This is a genomic window from Sphingomonas sp. AC411, from assembly GCF_979253035.1.
Genome location: NZ_CEEDAQ010000001.1, coordinates 2,304,923 through 2,329,113, shown reverse-complemented (window position 1 = coordinate 2,329,113; position 24,191 = coordinate 2,304,923). Strand labels below are relative to the sequence as shown.

The window sequence follows — 24,191 nt, the reverse complement described above, 5'->3', positions numbered from 1 at the left end:
CACTCAGCGCACCGTCGCCTGCAAGGCTGTCGCTAGCGAACTAGGCGACGACGCGGGTCGCTCCTGCCACGCTTTGCGCTGCTTTTGATACCCCGAAATGGCACAACTTGCGAGTTGCAGGGCCAAAATCGACTCCGCGCCCTGATTTCGGTTCAACCCGGTCGGCATCAGGCCGTCGTAACAGCCGCCATCGGCGACGCTGGCGAGCGGCAGGTCGAGATCGTTCGCCCCCAGGAACCAGCCATAAGCGCGCTGCGCTTCGTCATGCCAGCGCATGTCGCCGGTCGCTTCGAACGCCGCCGCGCACGCATCGACGGTGGCCTGCGCCTCCAGCGGCTGCTGGTCGAACTGCAACGGATCGGCATAGGGCCGGTTGAAGCTCTCCGACCCGACCGCACGGAAGCGGCCCTCGGGCGAGGTCTGCTTGGCAACGATCCAGTCGAGCGTGGCTAGGCCGCAATCGATCAGGTCCTGCCGCCCGAGCGCTTGGCCCGCGCGGATCAGCGCCTGGGGAAGGCGGGTGTTGTCGTAGGCGAGCACGATCTCAAACCACTGCCACTCGGGACGCCGTGCTTTCGCAAGCAGGTCCAGGTGAACCTTCGGGAAGGCCTCCAGGATCGACAGCGACAGCTGGTGGCCGGGCTTGGCCTCCAGCATCGCCGCCGCGCCGAGCATCGCGAACGCCTGCGCGCGCAAGCTGCCGAGTTCGAGCGCCATCGACGCGGTCGAGATCGAACATCGCGGTCGCCCAGTCGCGGTGCTTGGCCGCCTGCGCATCGCGCGCGGTGACGCCGAGCGACCAGAGCGTGCGGCCGTTCGAGATCTTCCGACCCCAGATCCTCGCACCAGGTGCGATCGAAGTTCATGAAGTTGCGGAAGCGGCGCGTGTCCGGGTTCCAGGCGTATTGCACGAACGAGGCGTAAATCGTCATCCACTTGTCGCGGGTGATGTCGTCGAGATCGGGCATCGCGCTCATCAGCATCAGCGCGCGGCAATTGTCGTCGATGCAATAGCCGTGGCGACGATCGGGGATCGAGTAGATCGAATGCTGGAGCATGCCGGTCGAGATCGCTCATTCGCTCGACTGCGGCGAAATCAGGGATCAACGGCTTCAGCGGTGCCGGCACCTTGGCAAGGCGAAAAGGGCGCGCCGCCACGATCGCACGGATCTCCGCCATCATCGCCTCAGCAAGCTTCGGCCAGATCATCGTGCGGCCACGCGCATAGGCACGCTCGGCGAGACGATTGCGATCGCGATCGTTCGACATCAGCGCGTCGATCTCGCGCGCGAACGCGTCGACATCGCCAAACGGCACGAGCACGCCGTGGCCATCCGCGAGGATCTCGGTCGCATGCACGTACGGCGTCGAGATGACGGGCTTGCCGACACCGATCGCGTAGCTGAGCGTGCCCGACGTGATCTGCGCGGGGTTGGTGTAGGGCGTCACATAGACGTCCGCGGCCTGGAGATAGTCGAGCAGTTCGCCATGCTCGAGGAAGGCATCGACGAACGCGATGTTGCCGGCGACGCCCTTCTCCGTGGCGAGCGCCTTCAGCTTGTCGCGATACTTCTCGCCCTCATACGCGACCAGGTTCGGATGCGTCGCGCCGAGCACCACGTACAGAAGGTCGGGATGCTTCGCGATCACCGCGGGCAGCGCGTTGATAACGGTCTCGATTCCCTTGTTGGGGGCGAGCAGGCCGAACGTCAGCATGACCTTGCGGCCTTCCCAGCCGAACTTGTCCTTGAGCAGGGCGGGATCGAGCAGGTCGCGATCAGGCACGCCGTGCGGGATCATGACGATCTGGCGCGAATTGGCGCCGTAGACGCGCTGGAGAATGTCGCGGCCACGCTCGGCCATCACCACCACGCGGGCGGCGCGACGCAGCAGGCCTTCGAGCACGCGACGCTCGTCGGCGTTGGGCTTTTCGAGGATCGTGTGCAGCGTGACGATCACCGGCAGCGTGGTGCGATCGAGCAGCGCGAGGATATGCTCGCCAGCGGGGCCGCCGAAGATGCCATATTCATGCTGGAGCCAGATCGCCTGCGCACCACTGGCCTCGATCTTCCGCGCCGTGTTGATGTACGCGGACAGCTCGTGCTCCGGGATCGTGCCGGTAACCTCGGGCGGGTAATCATATTTACCCGGATGATCGTCCATCGCGTAGACGTCGACGGCGATCTCGAAGCGCGCGCGCATGGCCGTGAAAACGTCGGTCGTGAAAGTGGCGAGCCCGCACTGCCTCGGCAAGAAATTACCGATCAGCGCCAGTCGCGCGATATTCCCACCGTCCGCCGGTTTCACCATACCCTGTCCCTCGTTTGAGCGCGCACTTCTGGGAGAACCCGGTCGCGCATCCATTTGAACGGTTCAGGTAGCATAAAGTTTCATTACATACTGCAGTGCAGCACGGGAAAAATATCAATTTAAATCAATCTGATATTTCGGGTCCCTCATCCCGAGCCTTCATCCACGCCCGCGATAGGAGGCGACCCCCTGGTCGGGCAGCCACAGATCCTGCGGCGGTGCGCTCGATTGCCAGAACACGTCGATCGGGATTCCGCCACGCGGATACCAATACCCGCCGATCCGCAGCCACACCGGCTTCATCTCGTCGAACAGGCGCTCGCCGATGCCGACGGTGCAATCCTCGTGGAACCCGGCATGGTTACGGAAGCTGCTCAGGAAGAGCTTCAGCGACTTGGATTCGACGATCGTCTCGCCCGGGACATAGTCGATGACGAGATGCGCGAAGTCGGGCTGGCCGGTGACCGGACAGAGCGACGTGAACTCGGGCGCCGCGAACCGCACGAGATACGTCCGACCCGGCCGCGGGTTGGGAACGTAATCGAGCACGGCCTCTTCGGGAGAGGCGGGAAGGGCGCTGTTCTGGCCCAGATGCAATGGGTTGGCGGGTGCGGTCATAGTGCGCCATGTAGGACGCGATTCGGATGACGCAAAGTGGGTGATACCTCTTGCCGTCATGCCGGGCTCGTTCCGGCATCCACCCATCCGCGGACTCCACGGGCGGCGAGTGTGCGGAACGGTGGACCCCGGAACAGGTCCGGGGTGACGGAGAGGTTTGAGCAATGACGATCACGACACTCGTACCGATCCTCGGCGACCAGCTCACGATCGACCTCGCCTCGCTCCGCGACTGCGACCCGAAGACGACGATCGTGCTGATGATGGAGGTCGCCGAGGAGACGACCTATGTCCGCCACCACAAACGCAAGATCGCCTATATCCTGTCGGCGATGCGGCATCATGCGGAGGCTTTGCGCCAGGCCGGGTGGACGGTCGAATACACCGCGCTCGACGACCCCGACAACGCGGGCAGCTTCACCGGCGAGATCGCGCGGGCGGTCGAGCGGCATGACCCCGAACGGATCATCGTCACCGAGGGCGGCGAATGGCGCGTGATGGCGATGCTCGAAAGCTGGGAGACTCTGTTCGGCATCCCGGTCGAGATCCGCAGCGACAACCGCTTCCTCGCCAGCCATGCCGACTTCGAGACCTGGGCGGCGGAGCGCAAGACGCTGACGATGGAGTGGTTCTATCGCCAGATGCGGACTCGCACCGGGCTGTTGATGACCGACGGCAAGCCCGAGGGCGACCGCTGGAACTTCGACAAGGAGAACCGCAAGCCCGCCAAGAACGACCTGCTGATGCCGCGCCCGCTGGTGTTCAAGCCGGATGCGATCACGCAGGACGTGCTGGCGATGGTGGCGGAGCGGTTCGCCGAGCATCCGGGAGCCTCGACGGGTTCGAGTACGCCGTGACCGCGGAGGATGCCGAGCGACAGGCGGTGAACTTCTTCAAGCACGCGCTGCCGCAGTTCGGCGACTACGAGGATGCGATGCTCACCGGCGAGCCGCATCTGTGGCACTCGATCCTGTCGCCCTACATCAACTCGGGGCTGCTCGATCCGCTGGACCTGTGCCAGCGCGCGGAGGCGGAATATCGTGCCGGTCGCGCGCCGCTCAACGCGGTCGAGGGTATATCCGCCAGATCATCGGCTGGCGCGAATACATGCGCGGGATCTACTGGCGCGAGGGGCCTGAGTATGTCGAGCGCAACTTCCTCGACCACCACCGCGAACTCCCCGCTGGTACTGGACCGGCGAGACCGACATGCACTGCCTGCGCGAGGCGATCGGTCAGACGCTGGAGACCGCGCACGCACACCACATCCAGCGCCTGATGGTGACGGGCAATTTCGCGCTGCTGATCGGCGCGGACCCGGCCAAGGTCCACCAATGGTATCTGGAGGTGTATGTCGACGCGTATGAATGGGTCGAGTTGCCCAACACGCTGGGAATGAGCCAGTTCGGCGATGGCGGCTTGTTGGGGTCTAAGCCGTATATCTCGTCGGGCGCGTATATCGATCGGATGTCCGATTATTGCGGGACCTGCCGCTACAAGGTGAAGCAGCGGATCGGGCCCGATGCGTGCCCGTTCAACGCGCTGTACTGGGATTTCCTCGACCGGCACGAGGACAAGCTCGGCCGTAACAACCGGCTGGCGATGCCGTATCGCAACTGGGCGAAACAGTCCGAGGCGGACCGCGAGGCGACGCGCGCGCAAGCGGCCGGGTTCCTCGCCTCCTCGACGCGAGCGGTCCCGCTGGCTACTGACCTCTCAGCACAAGGAGCCGCATATGGACGCGTTGGTGACCACCGAATGGCTGGCGAACGAACTGGGCGCGAGTGATCTGCGGATCGTCGACGCGACCTACGCCGAGGACGCGATGCAGCGGCGGAGTATGAGGCCACGCATATTCCCGGCGCGGTGTTCATGAACCTGAGCGAGTTGCGCGACACCGACAGCGACCTGCCCAACATGCTGCCGTCGGCGGAGAAATTCGCGAGCCGGATGCAGACGCTGGGTCTCGGCGATGGCAGCCGGATCGTCCTGTACGACAGCTCGCCCTGGCACACGTCGGCGAGGGCGTGGTGGATGCTGCGGCTGTTCGGCGCGCACAATGTCGCGATCCTCGATGGCGGGTTCGCCAAGTGGCAGGCCGAGGGGCGCGAGATCGCGTCGGGAAAGGAAACGCCGCGGCATCGTCACTTCACGACCTGGGCGGACCTGAAGGGCGTGCGTGACCTCGACCAGATGAAGGCGAACGTCGAGAGCGGCGCGGAGCAGGTGCTCGATGCACGGTCCGCGGCGCGCTTCACCGGTGCCGAGGAAGACCCACGACCGGGCACCGCGCCGGGGCATATTCCGGGCTCGAAGAACCTGGCGCAGGGCGCGGTGTTCAACGCGGATGGCACGTGGAAGACCGGCGACGCGCTGAGGGCCGAGTTTGATAAGGCGGGCGTCGACCTCACGGAGCCGCTGGTGATGACCTGCGGCTCGGGCATCACTGCATCGGTGCTCGCATTCGGCGCGCATCTGCTCGGCAATGACGCGGCGTTGTACGATGGTAGCTGGTCCGAGTGGGGCGGCGATCCCTCAACACCCAAGGCGACAGGCACGGCATGAGCGATACGAGCAAGCCGGTCGGCGACGCGACCAAGGTCGTCCTCGCCGGCCGTCGCAAGGAATGGACCCAAGGCATCGTCAGCCCGCCGGTCTGGCGCGCCTCGACGATCCTGTACGATTCGGTCGGCCACCTCCGCGACAGCGCCACCCGCGATACGCATCACCGCTTGTTCTACGGGCGCAAGGGCACGCCCACCCAGTGGAGCCTCGCCGACGCGCTGACCTCGCTCGAGCCCGGCGCCGAGGGGACGTTCCTCTATTGCTCGGGCGTCGCGGCGATCGCGGCGGCTCTGCTGTCCGTGCTGTCCCCCGCCGACGAACTGCTGCTGGTCGACAGCGCCTACGACCCGACGCGCGGCATGGCGACCGGGCTGCTCAAGCGGTTCGGCATCACCACGCGCTATTACGACCCGATGATCGGTGCAGGCATCGCCGACCTGATCGGCGACAAGACGCGCGCCATCTTCATGGAAAGCCCCGGCTCGTTGAGCTTCGAGGTGCAGGACGTCCCCGCGATCGTCGCCGCCGCGAAAGCGCGCGGCGTGACGACGCTGCTCGACAACACCTGGGCCACCCCGCTGTTCTTCCCCGCGATCGAGCGCGGCGTCGACCTGACGATCCTTGCCGGCACCAAGTACGTCGTCGGCCATTCGGACGTGATGCTCGGTTCGGTCACCGCCGCACCCGGCCATTTCAAGAAACTCCGCGAGACGAGTTTCCAGCTCGGCCAGGTCGCCAGCCCCGACGATTGCTGGCTCGGCAGCCGTGGCCTCCGCACGATGGCTGTCCGCCTCGCACAGCACCAGTCGAGCGCGCTGACGATCGCCAGGTGGCTGCAATCGCGTCCCGAAGTCGCGCAGGTCCTCCACCCGCGCTTCCCGACTGCCCCGGCCACGACCTGTTCGTCCGCGACTTCAAGGGCTCCAGCGGCCTGTTCTCGTTCGTCCTGAACGGCGGAGACGAAGCGTCCCGCGCCGCGCTGATCGACACCCTCCAGCTGTTCGGCATAGGCTATAGCTGGGGCGGTTTCGAAAGCCTCGCCATCCCCGCCGATCCGCAACGGTACCGCAGCGTCACCAAGCGCGACGCCGCCGGCCCGACGGTCCGCCTCCAGATCGGTCTCGAAGACCCCGCCGACCTGATCGCCGATCTCGAAGCAGGGTTGGACGCTTTTCGGAGGGTGCGCGGCTAACGGTTCGTCCGCAGTTTTCATCGCCGCGTCATCACCGCGATAGGTCCGCGTCCCTACCCTATTGGCAGGCCAGCCGACGGGATCAGCGATGACGGAAACTCAAGGCGATCTGTTGGGCAGCCTCATTGTCCTGGTAAGTACGGGACTGATGCTCACCGCTGTGCACCGCGCCAGTTCATCGCGCGACGCGCCGGCGGTCCGCTGGCTCGTGATAGCGAGCGTCATCCTGTCGGTCGCGGGCGTCGCCGTCGTGATCCTGACGTGATCGCGTCGTCCCGCCGGCTCCGGTGCCCTCTCGACGATGTAGTTTCACCCCGATCGTTGCCCCTCGGATACATTCGGTGTGGCCGCCGCGCAACATGTGTGGCGTCAAACCCCGATTGTACGCAAGATCTCGCTTGTGCGTCGCACCATGGACTGTCACACATTCGTCACCGCAGGAAAGACCGCACTCGGAGGCTGAGGCCTCGATAGATGCGGCGTCCGCGGTGGCAGGCGGGGACATCGACTTTCCAGTATCGAAAGGAAACGATGCGCTTCACCACTATTCTTCTCGGCGGCATCGCATTGGCTGCCGCTACCCCCGCGTTCGCTCAGGACGAGGCTACCGCACCGCCCAAGGAGATCACGGTCTCCGGCTCGGTCGGGCTCGTCAGCGATTACCGCTTCCGCGGCGTGTCGCAGTCGGACGAGAACCTCGCCGTCCAGGGCGGCATCACCATCGCGCACAAGAGCGGCCTGTACATCGGCACCTGGGGTTCCAACCTCGCGGGCTGGGGCACGTTCGGCGGCGCCAACATGGAGCTCGATCTGATCGCGGGCTACAAGGTCCCGGTCGGCGGCGGTACGCTCGACGTCGGCGCGACCTGGTACATGTACCCGAGCGGCTTCGACAATACCGACTTCATCGAGCCCTATGCCAAGCTGTCGGGCACCGCCGGCCTGGTCGCCCTGACCGCCGGTGTCGCCTACGCACCCAAGCAGCAGGCGCTCGGGCCATGGTATTCGAACGGCGCGTCGGCAGCGGCCGGCGTTTATGACCGCGTGAACGCCAAGGATTCGAATCTGTACCTCTGGGGCGATGTCAGCAGCGGCGTTCCCAATACCGGGCTGACCGTGAAGGCGCACGTCGGCTATTCGAACGGCAACAAGGGCCTCGGGCCGTTCGCGACCAGCGTGTCGCCGACCGGCGAATATTGGGACTGGCTGTTCGGCGCCGACTACGTGATCCCTAGCACCCCGCTGACGCTGGGCGTGGCGTATGTCGACACCGACATCACGAAGGGCGAATCGGCCTATCTCCAGCCAAGCTTCAGCCGCGGCCAGGACGGCAACGGCTCGATCGCCAACGGCAAGGTGCTAGTGTCGCTGACCGCGGCGTTCTGAGGAGCTGAGGGAAGGGCGCGGCGAGCGTTCCGCACCCCATCTCAGACCCACAAGTTTGCGTCCCCGCGAAGGCGGGGACCAGGCTGGCTCCCGCCTTCGCGGGAGAACAAGTAGGCGGGTGCCGAGGCCATTCCGATCCCCGTTTCCAAGCTTCATTCCGTCACTCCAGCGAAAGCTGGGGTATCTCTTGAGGCCAGCGACGTTCGCCACACGATGAGATCCCAGCTTTCGCTGGATGACGGATTCAGGGTGGGGCCGGCGCGGGTCTGGTTCCGGGTGCGGTCACGTATCGTAAGACCATAGAATCACGGTCCGCTTCCGACGATGCCGCGGGCAGCAACCAGACACGAAAAGGGCGGCCCCGCGAGAAGCCGCCCTTTTTCGTCCACCGGTAAAACCCCGATCAATTCGCGGTCGTGCGCGCGTCCTGGCCGTCGCCTTCCGGGGCCGCGACGATGTCCCGCGTGGTCGAGCCCTTGTCGACCACCGTCGTGCCGGGATCGCCGACGCTGGAGCGGATGCCGGGATCGTCGCTATCCGCACCCGCGTCGTTGATCACGCCGGTTTCGGCCGCACTGCGCGCCGCGGTGCCGCCGAACAGCGCGTCGAGCGTCTGCGCGTTGGCCGCGGTATCCTGCGGGCGGGCGGCGCCGGGCTGTGGCGGGACCAGCGCGAAATCGGGCGGGATCACCAGCGGTGCCTGGCGCGCGACCGCGAACTCGTCCGGGCGCGCACGATCGAGGCTTCGGCCTGCCCCGCAACCCGAAAGCAGCGCGACGCAGGTGAGGCCGGCGGCCAAGGGTACGAACTTACGCATGGGAATTCTCCACAGGGGCTTCTCGCGCACGAGCAGCGCCCGAACAAGCAGGACGAGCACGCCGACAGTAATCGCTGCATCGGCGACATTGAAGACCAAAAACGGACGCCACTCGCCGATATGCAGGTCGCAGAAATCGACCACATAGCCGAGCCGGATCCGGTCGAGGATATTGCCGATCGCCCCGCCAAGCACGAAGCCGAGCGCGACCTGGTCGGCGGGGTTCTTCTCGCGCGTCATCCACACCGCGACGCCGATCGCGATCGCGCCGGTCAGCAGCACCAGCGCCCAACGGGTGAGGTGGCCGTCGGCGGGGAGCAGCCCGAGCGAGATGCCGATGTTCGGCACGAAGCGCAGGTCGAAGAACGAGGTGATCGTCTGCGAGTCGCCCAGCGAGTCGATCCCGAGCGGCTTGGTCACCGCCCATTTGCTGAGCTGATCGGCGAGGAAAAGCGCGATCGCCGCGCCGAACCCGGCTTTGGGGAGGTTACGCATGCGCTACCACCTCTTCGCACCGATCGCAGAGGTCGCCGTCGACCTTCACCTCGGGGAGATGGCGCCAGCAGCGGCCGCATTTGTGGAAGTCGGTGCGGGTCACGGTGACGTCGTCGCCCGGCGTGACCTTGGCGACGATGAACGCTTCGGCCAACTCCGCTGCTTCATTCGGCGTAAGAGGTGATACCGATCGAATCGTTACCTCTGCCTCTAAGCTTGAGCGAACAGTCTTTTCGCGACGCATAGGTTCGATTGCTTCGGTGACGGTTTCGCGCAGCGCACGGATCTGCGTCCACTTCTTCCCGATAGCAACGCCATCCTCCACCTCTGGCAGCGACGGCCATTCGAGGTAGTGTACCGAGCTGTCGTCGTTCGGGAAGCGTGACTGCCACACTTCTTCCGCGGTGAAGCACAGCACCGGCGCGGCGTAGCGGACGAGGGCGTGGAACAGCACGTCCAGGACGGTGCGGTACGACCGGCGCTTGATGTCGCTCGGGGCGTCGCAATAGAGCGAGTCCTTGCGGATATCGAAGAAGAACGCGGACAGGTCCTCGTTCGCGAAGTCGGTCAGCAGGCGCGTGTAGCGGTTGAATTCGTAGGCCTCGGCCGCCTGACGCAGCTCGGTGTCGATCATGCCGAGGCGGTGGAGCACGTAGCGCTCCAGCTCGGGCATGTCGGACACCGCGACGCGCTCGGAATCGTCGAAGCCTTCGAGCGCGCCCAGCATGTAGCGGAAGGTGTTGCGCAGTTTCCGATACGCGTCGGAGGCGGTCGCGAGCACCTCCTTGCCGATCTTCACGTCGTCGAAATAGTCGGTCGAGGCGACCCACATGCGGAGGATGTCCGCGCCGGACTCGCCGATGATCTTGAGCGGATCGACGACGTTGCCGAGCGACTTCGACATTTTCCGCCCCTGGCCGTCGAGCGCGAAGCCGTGCGTGAGGACCGCGTCATACGGTGCGCGACCGCGCGTGCCGCAGCTTTCGAGCAACGACGACTGGAACCAGCCGCGATGCTGGTCCGACCCTTCGAGATACAGGTTCGCGCGGGTGCCTTCGCCGTAGCGTGCTTCCACGGTGAAGACGTGCGTGCAGCCTGAGTCGAACCAGACGTCGAGGATGTCCTTTACGACCTCGTAATCGGCGACGTCGTAGTCGGGGCCGAGCAGCGCCTGGTGGCCGTCGGCGTACCAGGCGTCGGCGCCATGCTCGCGGAAGGCTTCGACGATGCGCGCGTTGACGGCGGGGTCGTTGAGGTACTGGCCGGTGACGCGGTTGACGAACAGCGCGATCGGGACACCCCAGGCGCGCTGGCGCGAGATGACCCAGTCGGGGCGGCCCTGCACCATCGAGGTGATCCGGTTTTCGGCGCGTGCGGATCCAGGTGGTCGCGGCGATCGCGTCGAGCGCGATCTCGCGGAGGGTCGCGCCGTTGCCGGCTTCTGCTTGCTCTCCTCCGCTTGCGGGAGGGGTTGGGGGAGGGAGGCGTCGAGCGCAGCATTCGCGGCACTGCCCTCCCTAACCCCTCCCGCAGGCGGGAGGGGACTCTGTGTCGCTCCGGTCCATCGGGATGAACCATTGCGGGGTCGCGCGGAAGATCACCTTCGCCTTCGAGCGCCACGAATGCGGATAGCTGTGCTTGAAGTCGTCGCTCGCCGCGAGCCACGCGCCGGCCTCGCGCAGGTCGGTGCAGATCGGGCCGTCCGCGCTCACGAACTTCTTGTTGATGACGCTGCCCTGGCCGCCGAGCCACGCCCAGTCGGCGCGGTACATCCCCGCGCCGTCGATCGCGAAGACCGGGTCGATGCCGTATTGCTTGCAGAGCTCGAAATCGTCTTCGCCATGGTCCGGCGCCATGTGGACGAGCTCGGTACCCGCGTCGGTCGTGACGAACGCGCCGGGGAGGAAAGGCCGCGGCTTCGCGAAGAACCCGCCGAGGGCGTGCATCGGGTGACGCGCGGTCGCGTCGGCGAGGTCGGAACCCTTCCCGCGCCAAGGATTGCAGCGCCACCCTCCGCTCCGTCACCCCGGCGGACGCCGGGCCCACCTCGCCGCGGTCTCCGTCGTTGGTAAGTGGGTCTCGGCTTCCGCCGGGATGACGGGCGGTACGGGCAAAGCTGTCGATCAGTGCGTCAGCGATCAGGAAGCGGCGATCGCCGTCCGCGACGAGCACATACGCGATCTCAGGCCCATAGCTCAGCGCCTGGTTCACCGGGATCGTCCACGGCGTCGTCGTCCAGATCACCGCATGCGCGCCGACCAGCTCGGGCGCGTTCGGCGCGTCCACGATCTCGAACGCGACGTCGATCTGCGTCGAGACGATGTCCTCATACTCGACCTCGGCCTCGGCGAGCGCAGTCTTCTCGACCGGCGACCACATCACCGGCTTGGCGCCGCGATACAACTGACCGCTCTCCGCGAACTTCAGCAATTCGCCGACGATCGTGGCTTCCGCCTCGTACTTCATCGTCAGGTACGGATCGGCCCAGTCACCCATCACGCCGAGCCGCTCGAACTCGGCCTTCTGCACGTCGACCCATTTCTCGGCGTAGGCGCGGCATTCGGCGCGGAACTGCGCGACCGGCACGTCGTCCTTGTCGAGCTTTTTGGCGCGATACGCTTCCTCGACCTTCCACTCGATCGGCAGGCCGTGGCAGTCCCAGCCAGGGACGTAGGGCGCGTCCTTGCCCATCAGCGACTGGCTGCGGACGATGATATCCTTCAGGACCTTGTTCATCGCGTGGCCCATGTGGATGTCGCCGTTCGCGTAGGGCGGGCCATCATGCAGGATGAAGCGCTCGCGCCCGAGCCGCTGTTCGCGCAACCGGTCGTAGATGCCGAGCTTGGCCCAGCGCTCGAGGATCGCCGGCTCCTTGGCAGCGAGGCCCGCCTTCATCGGGAAGTCGGTCTTCGGCAGGAAGACGGTGTCGCGGTAATCGCGGGCGGGCGCAGGAGTATCGGTCATAAGTGGGCCGGGCTGTAGCCGAGAGGGGCTGCGTTGCCATCCCCCGTCCCGCTCTTGCTCCCTCCCTGGAAGGGAGGGGCTGAAGTGGGTCGGCTTGAGGCGGGGACGACATCAGCCAACCGGCCGACCCACCTCGACCCCTCCCTTTCAGGGAGGGGAGGACCCCAGAATATGCCGGGCCCGGGCGCAGTCGGCGTCCATCTGGGTCGTCAGCGCTTCGAGGCTGTCGAACTTCGCTTCGGGGCGGAGGTACTCGATCAGCGAGACCTCGACCCGGCGCCCGTACAAATCCTCCGCGAAGTCGAAGAAATACGGCTCTAGCAATTCCTTGGGTGGATCGAAGCTCGGGCGGATGCCGAGGTTGGCGGCGCCCTTCAGCACGCGCCCGTCCTCCAGCCGCCCGGTCACCGCGTAGATCCCGTAGGCGGGCCGCAGGTAATTGCCCATGTCGATATTCGCGGTCGGATAGCCGATCGTGCGGCCGAGCTTGTCGCCGTGCTGCACCACCCCTCGATCGCGAACGGCCGCGTGAGAAGGCGCGTCGCGGTCGCCATGTCGCCGCTGCGCAGCGCGTCGCGGATGCGGGTGGAGGACACCGTCTCGCCGTCGAGCGCGACCGCGCCGACCGTTTCCGCGCGAAACCCGTGCGCGGCGCCCCGCGCGGCGAGCGTGTGGACGGTGCCGCTCTTGGCGTGGCCGAAGGTGAAGTCCTCGCCGGTCACCACGCCGCCGACGCGCAGGTTGCGCTCCAGCCGGTCGGCGATGAACTGCTCGGCGGTGAGCGCGGCGAGATCGCCGTCGAAGTGGAACACCACCATCGCATCGGCGCCGGCATCGGCGAACAGCCGCTCGCGCTGGTCCAGCGTGGTGAGGCGGAACGGCGCGGTGGCGGGGCGGAAATGGCGGACCGGGTGCGGATCGAACGTCGCGACCAGCGCGGGACGGCCTTCGGCCTTCGCCCAGGCGATCGCGCGCGCGACCACCGCCTGGTGACCGAGGTGAAATCCATCGAAATTGCCCAGCGCGACGATCCCGTTCGCGAGATGCGAAGGAATGGAAGCGCCGCCGTCGAGCCGCTGCATGGAGGCGGGCTATAGGGGGCGGGAAGGGTGGCGCTAGGTGTCACCGGATACGACGCGTTCCTCTCCCTGAAAGAGAGTTAGGGGTGGGTCGGCTACCGCAAGCTCCAGACGCCGATGGCACAAGCTGGCCGACCCACCTCCGGCCTCTCCCTTCCAGGGAGGGGAAGTCAGCGTGTCAACGTGACGAAGCTGTATGCCGGACGCTCACCTTCGGCAGGATGATCATCGCGGGCGATCTCGCGCCAGCCTTCGACCGCAGGGACGGTGGCGTCGCCTTCGGGTTCGGCGTGGACTTCGGTCAGTTCTATCCGATCCGCGTGGGGGAGCATTTGCGCGTAAATCTGCGCGCCACCGATCACTGCGACCTCGTCCCCCGCCATCGCCAGCGCCTCCTTGACCGAATGCGCGACCTCGGCACCCGCCGCTGTCCAGTCGCCGCGCGTGAGAACGATGTGGCGGCGGCCGGGCAGGGGCTGGGAAACTCTCGAACGTCTTGCGCCCCATCACCATCGGCTTGCCCATCGTCAGCGCCTTGAAGCGCTTGAGGTCGGCGGGGATGCGCCACGGGAGCTGCCCGTCGCGGCCGATGACGCCGTTGCTGGCGCGGGCGAGGTAGAAGGTGATCATGCGGTGGTCATGCCGGAATGGAGGGCAATGGGCTACTCCCCGCTTACGTCGGCACCCCGCCGCTAACTCCACCCCGGCGAAGGCCGGGGCCTAATTGGGGACCGGCGCTGATGAGCGCTACGCTACGTTACTACGACCTTGCCAATTGGGCCTCGGCCTTCGCCGGGGTGGTAGTATGGTGGTGGCGAGGTTCAGCCCGGCGCATGTTCCTTCACATACGCCTCGGGGTCCTTCTCAACGACCTTAACCCCATTCAGATGATTCGCCTCGAACGCCGCAAACCGCACGCCCAGTTCATGCCGCTCTTCCAGCGTCGCATGCTTGCGGAAGTCGGTGAGCCCCTGGCGCTCTTCCTCCGCCAGATGATCGCTGTTCGCCTTGTTGCATTCACCGACCGCAGCGAACCACGCGTCCGAGCCTACCGGGTGCTTGTCGACCGCCTCACCCGTGTCGCGGATGTCGTTGTGATCCTCGATCGCGTCCTCTGTTTCCTCCGCCGCCGACTCGGCATCGCTGCCGCCGGTGCCGATCTTCATCAGTCGCGGGTAGAAAAAGCGTTCCTCCGCCTCGGCATGCGCGTCGAGCAGGTTCTTGAGCCGGGTCCATAGCGCCGACAGCGCCTCCGTGTCCTTCGCGTCGATCGAATCGATCTGCGCGAACAGTGCGCGCTGTTGCGCATGTTCGTCGAGAATGAGCTGGGTGATGTCCATGATTGGGCCTTCCGAATAGGTTCGGACGGTCAACCATGCGCGCCAAGCCCGGTTCCTATTGCGATTCGCTCTCGTGTCAGACCGCGACCGGCGCCTTGATGTGCGCCTGCGCCACATAATCGTGGAGCACGAAATCCTCATACTCGTACGCATCGATCGAGTCCGGCTTCCGCACGATCTCGAGCCGCGGCAGCGGCCCCGGCGAGCGCGTCAGTTGCAGTTGCGCCTGCTCCAGATGGTTCGAATAGAGGTGGCAATCGCCGCCGGTCCAGATGAACTCGCCGACCTCCAGCCCGCATTGCTGCGCAAGGATATGCGTCAGCAGCGCATAGCTAGCGATGTTGAACGGCACGCCGAGGAAGATGTCGCCCGAGCGTTGGTAGAGTTGCAACGAGAGCTTGCCGTTCGCGACATGCGTCTGGAACAGGCAGTGGCACGGCGCGAGCGCCATCGCGTGCAGGTCGCCGGGGTTCCACGCGCTGACGATCTGGCGGCGCGACGCGGGGTTGGTCCTGATCTGGCCGATCAGCTCGGCGATCTGGTCGATGTGGCGGCCATCGGCGGCGACCCAGTCGCGCCATTGCTTGCCGTAGACCGGGCCGAGATCGCCGGTTTCATCCGCCCATTCGTCCCAGATCGCGACTTTCCGGTCCTGCAACCAGCGGACGTTGGTGTCGCCGCGCAGGAACCACAGCAGCTCGACGATGATCGAGCGGAGATGGAGCTTCTTGGTGGTGAGCACGGGGAAGCCCTGCGCGAGATCGAACCGCATCTGCGCGCCGAACACGCTGAGCGTGCCGGTGCCGGTGCGGTCCATCGTCTCGACGCCGGTCGAGAGCACGCGGTCCATGAGGTCTAGATATTGGCGCATCGGGTTTGCGTAGCGGCGCGGGGGCGGGGCTCAAGCGGATGTAGTTGCGCGTGCGGTGGCGCGTGCCGCGGGGCAGGCGGGTATGTGCCGACGCTGCCCGAGCTTTCCCCACGTATCGCCCACCTCGATGCGGCGCGAGCGCTGTTCGCTGGCTTGCGTGATGCCACGGTCGAGACGGTCGCGGTCGCGTATCTTGATCCGAATCGGAGGCTTCTCGGGATGCGGCATGTCGTCGGGGGCGGGATCAGGTGGCGATCTCGATCCGCACGGTCGCGGTGGATGCGTTGGCTTTCGGGGCTCACGGGGTCGTAATGGCGCATAATCATCCGAGCGGGGATGCTACGCCGAGTGCGCGTGATGTCGCGTTCACGCGCGCGCTCGCGGCGGGGTTGCGGACGCTGGAGGTGGTGTTGCTCGATCATCTGGTGATCGCAGGCGATGAGGTAACGAGTCTGAGGGCGATGAGAGTGGTGTGAGGAACGCTCCCTCTAATTTCACCACCCCGGCGAAGGCCGGGGCCCAATTGGGGGACGTTGCCAACGAAGCGCGGGACGCCGTTACTGCGACCTTTCCAATTGGGCCCCGGCCTTCGCCGGGGTGGTGCAGTTGGTTAGGTCAGGGCTTGCGATCGGAACCGCGGCCGAAGCCAAAACCCAATCTCACTTCAACCGGCAAGCCCGGATCGCCTCAGGCTTCGGCCGCGGCCCGGTCGCCTTGAACGTCGCCAGATAGCCGCCCGCCGACGGCATGTCGTCCATATCCACCTGCGTGTACCCTACGGCCGCGAACTCGCACTTCAACAGTGCCGGCGGCGTGCCGTGGTCCTGCGTCCGGCGGTTCGCATCGACCACCACCACCAGCCCGTCGGGCTTCAGCGACGGCCGCAACCGCCACAGGAACTCGTATGGCTGCTCGATCTCGTGATACATGTGCACCATCAGCACCCGGTCGAAGCTCGCCTCGGGCAGCTTGGGGTCGTTCGGCTCGCCCAGCTTCACGCTGACGTTCGCCAGATCCTCGCGCGCGACGCGTTCCGCCAGCGTGTCCTGGACGCTCGCGACGATGTCCTCGGCGAGCACGCGGCCGTCCTTACCGACCCGCGCCGCCATGCGGATCGTGTAATAGCCTTCGCCCGCGCCGATGTCCGCGACCGTCATGCCCTTGCTGATCTCGGCCTTGTTCATGACTTCACCCGCCTCGTTGAGACGGTCGCGGGCTTCTTCGTTAGACCAGCGCGACGAGACGATCGACGCGACCGGACGGTCGGCGGCGGGGAACACCGGCTCCTTCGGCTCGCGCTTGATCAGCGGCTTGCTGCCGTCGCACGCGCCCAATGCGAATAATGGGAGCAGGAATACCGGCGACAGCATCAGGGCAAGGGCACCCTTGAGCTTCAATCGACGTCCTCCACCTCGACGGCCTCGCCCGTCACGCGCTGCGACAGCGCCGCCGCCATGAACATTTCGAGGTCGCCGTCGAGCACGTCCGAGGGGCTCGTCGATACGACGCCGGTGCGCAGGTCCTTCACCATCTGGTACGGCTGGAGCACGTAACTGCGGATCTGGTGACCCCAGCCGATATCGGTCTTGCCGGCATTCTCCGCGTTCGCCGCAGTCTCGCGGATCGCCAGTTCGCGCTCGTACAGACGCGCGCGGAGCTGGTTGTAGGCCTCGGCCTTGTTCTTGTGTTGCGAGCGCTGGTTCTGGCACTGCACGACGATGCCGGTCGGGATGTGCGTGATACGCACCGCCGAATCGGTCGTGTTGATGTGCTGGCCGCCGGCGCCCGACGCACGATACGTGTCGATGCGCAGGTCGCTCTCGTTGTACTCGACCTCGATATTGTCGTCGACGACCGGGTACACCCAGACGCTGGCGAACGACGTGTGCCGCCGCGCTGCCGAGTCGTACGGGCTGATCCGGACCAGCCGGTGGACGCCGCTCTCGGTCTTGGCATAGCCGTACGCGTTCTCGCCTTTCAGCAGCAGCGTGGCGGACTTGATGCCGGCCTGCTCGCCCGAATGCTGGTCGATCAGCTCGACCTTCAGGCCGTGGCGCTCGCCCCAGCGCGAATACATCCGGCTGAGCATGCCCGCCCAGTCCTGGCTCTCGGTCCCGCCGGCGCCGGCGTTGACCTCGATATAGGTGTCGTTGGCGTCGGCCTCGCCCGCGAGCAACGCCTTGATCTTGTCCCGGTCGGCCCGCGCGGCGAGTTCGGCGAGCGCGGCGACGCCGTCCGCTTCCATCGCGGTATCGCCCTCGGCCTCCGCCATCTCGATCAACTCGGCCGTGTCCGACAGTTCGCTCTGGATCGCACGCGTCGCGCTGATCGCCTCGTCGAGACGACGACGCTCGCGCATTACCTCCTGGGCGGCCTTGGGATCGGACCAGAGCGCCTGATCCTCGACGCGCGCGTTCAGCTCGTCGAGACGACGCAGCGCGCGGTCCCAGTCGAGGAAGCGGCGCAGCAGCGCCAGCGCGTCGTTGATGGTGTCTACGTGAGCCTGCGCTTCGGCGCGCATGGGTATTCTCCGGTCTTCGTCATGCCAGCGAAAGCTGGCATCTCCTGCGGCGAGGAGTGTCCTCCCTTACCACGAGATCCCAGCGTTTGCTGGGATGACGGATTGATGTGCGATGACGTCTATATAAGGGCGCTAGTAGATTCCGCCTTGTCTTTGCAAGAAATCGCTGTCGCGCGGGGCTTCGGCCTTCTTCACCGCGGTGGTGGTCGCCGCCGCGGCCGGGGCGGCATCGGAACGCCGAGCAGCACGGCGTGGTTCGCTCTCCGGCTTGAACGCTTCCCAGATCACCGCCGGCTTCGGATCGTCGGTGTTCGGCCACGTGCCATAGACCGGGCGGCCGCTCCCGCGATCGATCCGGACCATGCGGATTCCGGCGGGCGCGCGGAATGGCAGCTTGGGCAGGTTCTCATACGCCTTCACCGCGAACTGCTTGAAGATCGGCGCGGCGAGCGTCCCGCCCTGTGCCGCACCACCGAGATTCCGCGGCGTATCGAAGCCGATATACAGGCCGCCGACGAACTGCGGCGTGCCGCCGATGAACCACACGTCGGTCGGGCCATTGTTCGTCCCGGTCTTGCCGAACATCGGTCGATCGAGATCGCGGAGCGTCACCGCGGTACCGCGCTGGACGACACCCTCGGTGATGTGGACCATCTGGTAGGCCGTCATCGCGTCGAGCACCTGGCGCTGGCGCGTAACCGGGCGCGGCATCGGCTTGCCGTCCCAATCGGGCGCGTTGCACCGGTCGCACGGACGCCAGTTCTCCGGCCAGATCACCTTGCCATGACGGTCCTGGACGAAGTCGATCAGCGACGGCGGGCCGCCTTTGCCGTTGTTCGCCAAGATCGAATACGCGTTGACCATACGCCCGACGGTCGTCTCGCCGGCGCCGAGCGCGAACGAGAGGTAGGGCGCATAATCGCCGACCCCCATCTTCTTGATGGTCGCGACCACCTTCGGCATGCCCGTCTGCGCGGCGGTCCGCACGGTCATCAGGTTGCGCGACTGCTCGATGCCCCAGCGCATCGTGTGTGGCCCGGCGCCGCGCGAATTGCCGAAGTTACGGAAGCATTTCTGCCCAAGCCGCGCGCCCTGATACACGCAGAACGGCCCGTCGACGATGATCGACGCCGGCGTCATACCGTTGTCGAGCGCGGCGGAGTAGACGATCGGCTTGATGGTCGAACCCGGCTGGCGCATCGCCTGAGTCGCGCGGTTGAACGCCTGCAACCGGTCGTCGAAGCCACCCTGCATCGCCAGCACGCGGCCCGAAGCCGGCTCTTCGACGACGAACGCACCCGACACCTTGGGGATCGCCCGCAACGCGAACTGGCCGCCTTCCGGTGCCACTGCGATGATGTCGCCGACCTTGATCGCGCCGAACGCGTTGCCGCCCTTGCCGCGCACCGCCATCTGCGCCGCATAGCGCGGCAATGTGCCGGTCTTGCCGGTGCGGAAGCCCAGGCTCCAGGCATTCCCGTCCTTACCCGTCACGATCGCCGCGACCCAATTCCGGTAATCGAGCGCGATATTGCTGTTGAGCAACGGCTGGAGCCAGTTGTCGCCCTCGATCTCGACATGGCGAATGGGGCCGTTCCAGCCGCGTCCGCTGTCGAACCGCACCAGCCCGTCGCGCAACGCCTGCTGGGCCAGGTCCTGCAGCCGCGCGTCGAACGACGTTCGCACCCACAGCCCGCCCGAATAGACGCTGTACGGCCCATCCTTCGCGCTTTCGCCGAACTTCGCCATCAGCTGCCGGCGGACTTCCTCCACGAAATAGCCGCCGACGCTCTGGAACTTCGGCGTACGCCGCAACACCGCGCCGAGCGGCTCCGCATTCGCCTGATCACGCTGCGCACGCGTGATGAAGCCGTTGTCGAGCATCCGGTTCAGCACATAGTTGCGCCGGATCATCGCGCGCTCGGTATTGCGCACCGGATCGTAGTTGGACGGACCCTTGGGCAGGATCGCGAGATACGCCATCTGCGCGAGGTCGAGCTGGTCGAGTTCCTTGTCGAAATACGCATGGCTCGCGGCCTCGACGCCGAACGCGTTACGCCCGAGCGCGATCTGGTTGAGGTACAGCTCCAGGATCTGCGGCTTGGTCAGCGTGTCCTCGATCTTGTACGCCAGCACCGCCTCGCGCAGTTTGCGCGACGGCGAATAGGCGTTGCCGATCAACAGGTTCTTGGCGACCTGCTGCGTGATCGTCGAGCCACCCTTGGCGCGCTTGCCGGTGCCGAGCTTGGTCACATAGTCGTACACCGCACCGGCGAGGCCGGGATAGTCGACGCCGTGATGCTCGAAGAACGACTTGTCCTCCGCGGCGAGAAACGCCTTCACCAGCAGCGGCGGATATTCGGCGTAGCTCAACTCGACGCGCCGCTCACGCGCGTAGCTGTGGATCGGCGCACCATCGATCCCGCGCACATTGGTCGGCAGCGGCGGCTCGTAGGTGCGCAGCGTATCCACGGATGGCAGGTCGCGCATGACCGCGAACCAGAACGCGAAGATCGCGACGACGCCGAGCACGCCAAGCGCCAGCGCGGCCTTGGTCCAGCGGCTCGACCAGGCGCGCGCGAACCCGCCGCGTAGCCGGTCGCTGGTGCGGCCTGTCGCCGTCGTCGAGTTGGGGGAGGGATCGGACGCCATGATTACTGCCGCAGCGTCTAGCAGGTTAGCGCGCGCTTGCCAGCCTCCGGTGCGATGGGGGCGGGCGCCCGCCTTTGCACATGATCTCACGGGATTTATGCGGCGGGTATCGTCTATCAGAGAAAGTGCACCTCCCGGCGGAGGCCGGGCCCAGTTGGAAAGGTCCTAGCAACGGCGCGCAACCGTCGTCAGCAACGTTTCCCAACTGGACCCCGGCCTTTCGCCGGGGAGGTGGTTTTAGTGAGGTGGTGCGGCTTTCGGTTAGATTGATGGCAAAGAGCCAATCGACGTCTCCCCAACCTAGCGATCCTCCCCCGCCAGGGGAGGTGGCACCGAAGGTGACGGAGGGGGAGGGCACGGAACGACAGGTCGTCGCTTACCTCCCCTCCGTCTGGCAAGCGCCAGCCACCTCCCCTGGCGGGGGAGGATCGCAAAGTTCAGGCGCTCACCCCCGAACGACATGCCCGCGTAACCGCAAAGCCTGTCGCCAACCCCGCCACTGTGGCAGCAGGCCCCGATGACCCCGCCGCCGCTCCCGATACTGACCGTACTACCCGACCTCCTCGCAACCCTACGCGACCGATCCTCGGCCGTCCTCGTAGCCCCCCGGCGCCGGCAAGACCACCGCAGTCGCCCCGGCCCTCCTCACCGAACCCTGGTGCACCGGCGAGATCCTCCTCCTCTCCCCCGTCGCCTCGCCGCCCGCGCCGCCGCCGAACGCATGGCCTCCACCGCCGGCGAGCCCGTCGGCCAGACCTTCGGCTACGCGACCCGCATGGACAGCAAGCGCTCCGCCGCAACCCGCGTCACGGTGATCACCGAAGGCATCTTCGTCGCCCGCATCCAGGCCGATCCCGAACTCGCCGGCGTCTCCGCAGTCCTGTTCGACGAGGTCCACGAACGCAGCCTCGACGGCGATTTCGGCCTCGCGCTGGCGCTCGACGTGCAAGCCGGCTTCCGCCCGGATCTGCGCATCGTCGCCATGTCCGCAACGCTCGACGGCGCAAGGTTCGCGGCATTGATGGACGACGCTCCCGTGATCGAAAGCGAAGGCCGCAGCTACCCACTCACCCTCCGCCACATCGGCCGCCAAGCCGAACTGCGCATCGAGGACTCGGTCGCCGCCGCAATCCGCCGCGCGCTCGGCGAAGCAGACGGCGGCGTGCTCGCCTTCCTCCCCGGCGTCGCGGAGATCGAACGCACCGCCGACCGCCTCGCCAATTTGCCCGACGACATCGTCCTCCACGAACTCCACGGCAGCCTCGACCCCGCGGCGCAACGTGCGGCGATCCTCCCCGAACCCGACGGCCGGCGGAAGGTCGTCCTCGCCACCAGCATCGCCGAGACCAGCCTGACGCTGGACGGCATCCGCATCGTCGTCGACTCGGGGCTGGCGAGACGCCCCGCTACGACCGCGCGGCGGGGATGACGCGGCTGGTGACCGAACGCGCGAGCCAGGCCGCGGTCACCCAGCGCGCGGGACGCGCCGCGCGGCTCGGACCGGGTATCGCGTATCGGTTGTGGGAAGAAGCGGCGACCGCCGGACTCCCGCGCTACGACCCGCCCGAAATTCTCGAAGCGGACCTGTCCGCCTTGGTGTTCGCCTGCGCGCTTTGGGGCGTCGGCGATCCGCGCGACCTTCGCTGGATCGACCCGCCCCCGCCGCGGCTATCGACGAGGCGATGGCGCGCCTGACGACGCTCGAAGCGATCGAGGACGGTCGCCCGACGCCGCACGGCCGTGCGATTGCTAAACTTCCGATGCCCCCGAGACTCGCGCACATGCTGTTGCGTGCAGGGGAGCGAGGCCTGGCGCCGGTTGCAGCCCAAATCGCAGTCCTGCTCGGCGAACGCGGCATCGGCGGCCAGGACGTTGACCTCGAAACTCGTCTCCGCAGATGGAAAACCGAACGCGGCCCCAAGGCGCAAGCGGCGAGGGCGATGGCGGATCGCTGGGCGAAACTAGCTCCCCTCCCGCTTGCGGGAGGGGTCGAGGGAGGGCGCGACATATCCCAAGAGCGCGGCACTGCTGGATCAGCCCCTCGACCCCTCCCGCAGGCGGGAGGAGCAGAAGTGTGCGTGGCGCTGGGCTTCCCCGATCGCGTCGCACGCCGCCGCGATGCGTCGGGCGAAACCTGGGCCTCGGTCGGCGGCCGCGGGTTCAAGCTCGACCCGACCTCGCCGCTGGCCCGCTCCGAATGGCTCGCCGTCGCCGACACGCAAGGCTCGGCCGCCGGCGCGCGCATCCTCTCCGCCGTGGTGATCGACCAGGCCACCGTCGAAACCCTCTTCGCCGACCGCATCGAGATCCCGCCGCACCGTGACGTTCGACCCCACAACCGGCGGCATCCAAACCCTCCGCGAACGCCGTCTAGGCGCGATCCGGCTCTCCAGCGGCCCGGACAGCGGCGCGGACCCCGACGCCATCCTCGCCGCGCTCATCGAGGGCGTCCGCGAGCACGGTCTCGCGCTGCTACCGTGGAGCGAAGGAGCGCAGGCGTTGCGCGACCGTGCCGCCTATGCCGGCGTACCGCTCGACGACAAAACCCTGCTCGACCGCGCCGACGAATGGCTCGCACCCTGCTCGCCGGCAAGCGCCGACTCGACGCGCTCGCCCCCGGCGCGCTCGCCGAAGCCTTGCGCAACCTGCTCGGCTGGGACGCGATGCAGACCATCAACCGCCTCGCTCCGCCCGACTTCACCAGCCCCGCCGGCAGCACGCACGCGATCGACTACGCAGCGGAAGGCGGCCCGCGCGTCGAACTCCGCGTCCAGGCCCTGTTCGGTCTCGCGATCCACCCGACGATCGGCGAGGCCCGCGTGCCGCTTGTCCTCAGCCTCACATCTCCCGCCGGCCGCCCGATCCAGACGACGCGCGATCTCCCCGGTTTCTGGGCGGGCAGCTGGACCGCGGTGGCCAAGGAAATGCGCGGTCGCTACCCCAAGCATCCCTGGCCGGACGACCCCGCCGCAGCCTCCGCGACGCTGCGCACGAAAAAGGCGGATGCAAGGGCCGCCGGTTCGCGATAAGGGAGCATCCATGCCTACCGCCCGTATCTTCCAGCGCCCCAAGAACGCCATGCAGTCCGGCAAGCACCGGACCGACGCCTGGCAGCTCGAATTCGAACCCTCGGAGCCGAAACGCCCCGACCCGCTCACCGGCTGGGCCGGCAGCGGCGACACGCGCGATCAGGTGCGCCTGCTGTTCCCGACCGCCGAAGCGGCGATCGTGCACTGCGAGCGAGAGGGGTTTGGCTACACCGTCGTCCCCGCGCCGCAGAAGACGCTGAAGCTGCAGAGCTACGCGGATAATTTCAAGTAAGCCGACGGAGGTGGACGCTCTGGGCGTCCGCTAGCACGCACTTCCTTGTTCTCCCGCGAAG

The 24,191-nt window shown here is 66.6% G+C and carries 11 protein-coding genes and 9 pseudogenes; 8 read left to right on the top strand and 12 right to left on the bottom strand.

Annotation, left to right across the window (positions count from 1 at the left end; all coding sequences use genetic code 11):
* Positions 1 to 40: 40 nt before the first annotated feature.
* Together AC0IX7_RS12000 and queF are read right to left on the bottom strand one after the other, a co-directional pair.
* A pseudogene (locus AC0IX7_RS12000) lies at positions 41 to 2,310 on the bottom strand (glycosyltransferase family 4 protein).
* A 159-nt stretch (positions 2,311 to 2,469) separates the two neighbouring features.
* Entirely contained in the window at positions 2,470 to 2,928 is a 459-nt protein-coding gene (queF, locus tag AC0IX7_RS11995; RefSeq protein WP_133030263.1) for a preQ(1) synthase, read from the bottom strand.
* Between the two features lie 164 nt (positions 2,929 to 3,092).
* Between queF and AC0IX7_RS11990 the strand changes: the two are divergent.
* From AC0IX7_RS11990 to AC0IX7_RS11970, 5 genes and pseudogenes are all read left to right on the top strand, one after another.
* Positions 3,093 to 4,610: pseudogene (locus tag AC0IX7_RS11990) on the top strand (cryptochrome/photolyase family protein); the annotation flags it as partial.
* Between the two features lie 52 nt (positions 4,611 to 4,662).
* A pseudogene (locus tag AC0IX7_RS11985) lies at positions 4,663 to 5,492 on the top strand (sulfurtransferase).
* A gap of 74 nt (positions 5,493 to 5,566) precedes the next feature.
* Positions 5,567 to 6,684, top strand: a pseudogene (gene metC / locus AC0IX7_RS11980) (cystathionine beta-lyase).
* 88 nt (positions 6,685 to 6,772) lie between these two features.
* Complete coding sequence (locus tag AC0IX7_RS11975; protein ID WP_471812079.1) at positions 6,773 to 6,949, top strand: hypothetical protein; 177 nt, start codon at positions 6,773 to 6,775, stop codon at positions 6,947 to 6,949.
* Between the two features lie 266 nt (positions 6,950 to 7,215).
* Positions 7,216 to 8,070: a TorF family putative porin gene (locus tag AC0IX7_RS11970; RefSeq protein WP_471812077.1), complete on the top strand. Its 855-nt coding sequence runs from the start codon at positions 7,216 to 7,218 to the stop codon at positions 8,068 to 8,070.
* A gap of 403 nt (positions 8,071 to 8,473) precedes the next feature.
* Here AC0IX7_RS11970 and AC0IX7_RS11965 read toward each other — a convergent pair whose 3' ends face one another.
* The 7 genes and pseudogenes from AC0IX7_RS11965 to AC0IX7_RS11935 form a co-directional block, all read right to left on the bottom strand.
* Positions 8,474 to 8,887 (bottom strand): DUF3035 domain-containing protein, encoded by a 414-nt coding sequence (locus AC0IX7_RS11965; RefSeq protein WP_471813862.1) that lies wholly within the window; start codon positions 8,885 to 8,887, stop codon positions 8,474 to 8,476.
* An 18-nt stretch (positions 8,888 to 8,905) separates the two neighbouring features.
* Positions 8,906 to 9,382 (bottom strand): annotated as a pseudogene (lspA, locus tag AC0IX7_RS11960) (signal peptidase II); the annotation flags it as partial.
* A pseudogene (locus AC0IX7_RS11955) lies at positions 9,375 to 12,346 on the bottom strand (isoleucine--tRNA ligase). The pseudogenes AC0IX7_RS11955 and lspA, both read right to left, overlap by 8 nt.
* Before the next feature lie 147 nt (positions 12,347 to 12,493).
* Positions 12,494 to 13,428, bottom strand: a pseudogene (locus AC0IX7_RS11950) (bifunctional riboflavin kinase/FAD synthetase).
* Between the two features lie 167 nt (positions 13,429 to 13,595).
* Positions 13,596 to 14,055 (bottom strand): annotated as a pseudogene (locus AC0IX7_RS11945) (dihydrofolate reductase).
* 191 nt (positions 14,056 to 14,246) lie between these two features.
* Entirely contained in the window at positions 14,247 to 14,765 is a 519-nt protein-coding gene (locus tag AC0IX7_RS11940; protein WP_471812075.1) for a hemerythrin domain-containing protein, read from the bottom strand.
* A 76-nt stretch (positions 14,766 to 14,841) separates the two neighbouring features.
* Entirely contained in the window at positions 14,842 to 15,636 is a 795-nt protein-coding gene (locus AC0IX7_RS11935; protein WP_471812074.1) for a thymidylate synthase, read from the bottom strand.
* 248 nt (positions 15,637 to 15,884) lie between these two features.
* On the opposite strand from AC0IX7_RS11935, the gene AC0IX7_RS11930 reads away from it, so the two are divergent.
* Positions 15,885 to 16,112 (top strand): JAB domain-containing protein, encoded by a 228-nt coding sequence (locus AC0IX7_RS11930; RefSeq protein WP_471812072.1) that lies wholly within the window; start codon positions 15,885 to 15,887, stop codon positions 16,110 to 16,112.
* 183 nt (positions 16,113 to 16,295) lie between these two features.
* Here the strand turns inward: AC0IX7_RS11930 and AC0IX7_RS11925 are convergent, their stop codons facing one another.
* The 3 genes from AC0IX7_RS11925 to AC0IX7_RS11915 form a co-directional block, all read right to left on the bottom strand.
* The gene (locus tag AC0IX7_RS11925) at positions 16,296 to 17,006 is read right to left on the bottom strand and encodes a class I SAM-dependent methyltransferase (protein WP_471813860.1); all 711 of its coding nucleotides are present in this window, start codon (positions 17,004 to 17,006) and stop codon (positions 16,296 to 16,298) included.
* A gap of 23 nt (positions 17,007 to 17,029) precedes the next feature.
* Complete coding sequence (gene prfB / locus AC0IX7_RS11920) at positions 17,030 to 18,157, bottom strand: peptide chain release factor 2 (protein WP_187505189.1); 1,128 nt, start codon at positions 18,155 to 18,157, stop codon at positions 17,030 to 17,032.
* A 132-nt stretch (positions 18,158 to 18,289) separates the two neighbouring features.
* Positions 18,290 to 20,809 carry a penicillin-binding protein 1A gene (locus AC0IX7_RS11915; RefSeq protein WP_471812070.1) on the bottom strand — a complete coding sequence of 840 codons (2,520 nt, stop codon included), beginning with the start codon at positions 20,807 to 20,809 and terminating at the stop codon, positions 18,290 to 18,292.
* 517 nt (positions 20,810 to 21,326) lie between these two features.
* Here AC0IX7_RS11915 and hrpB point away from each other — a divergent pair.
* Positions 21,327 to 23,838: pseudogene (gene hrpB / locus AC0IX7_RS11910) on the top strand (ATP-dependent helicase HrpB).
* 10 nt (positions 23,839 to 23,848) lie between these two features.
* The gene (locus AC0IX7_RS11905) at positions 23,849 to 24,130 is read left to right on the top strand and encodes an ETC complex I subunit (protein WP_471812069.1); all 282 of its coding nucleotides are present in this window, start codon (positions 23,849 to 23,851) and stop codon (positions 24,128 to 24,130) included.
* Positions 24,131 to 24,191: the final 61 nt, after the last annotated feature.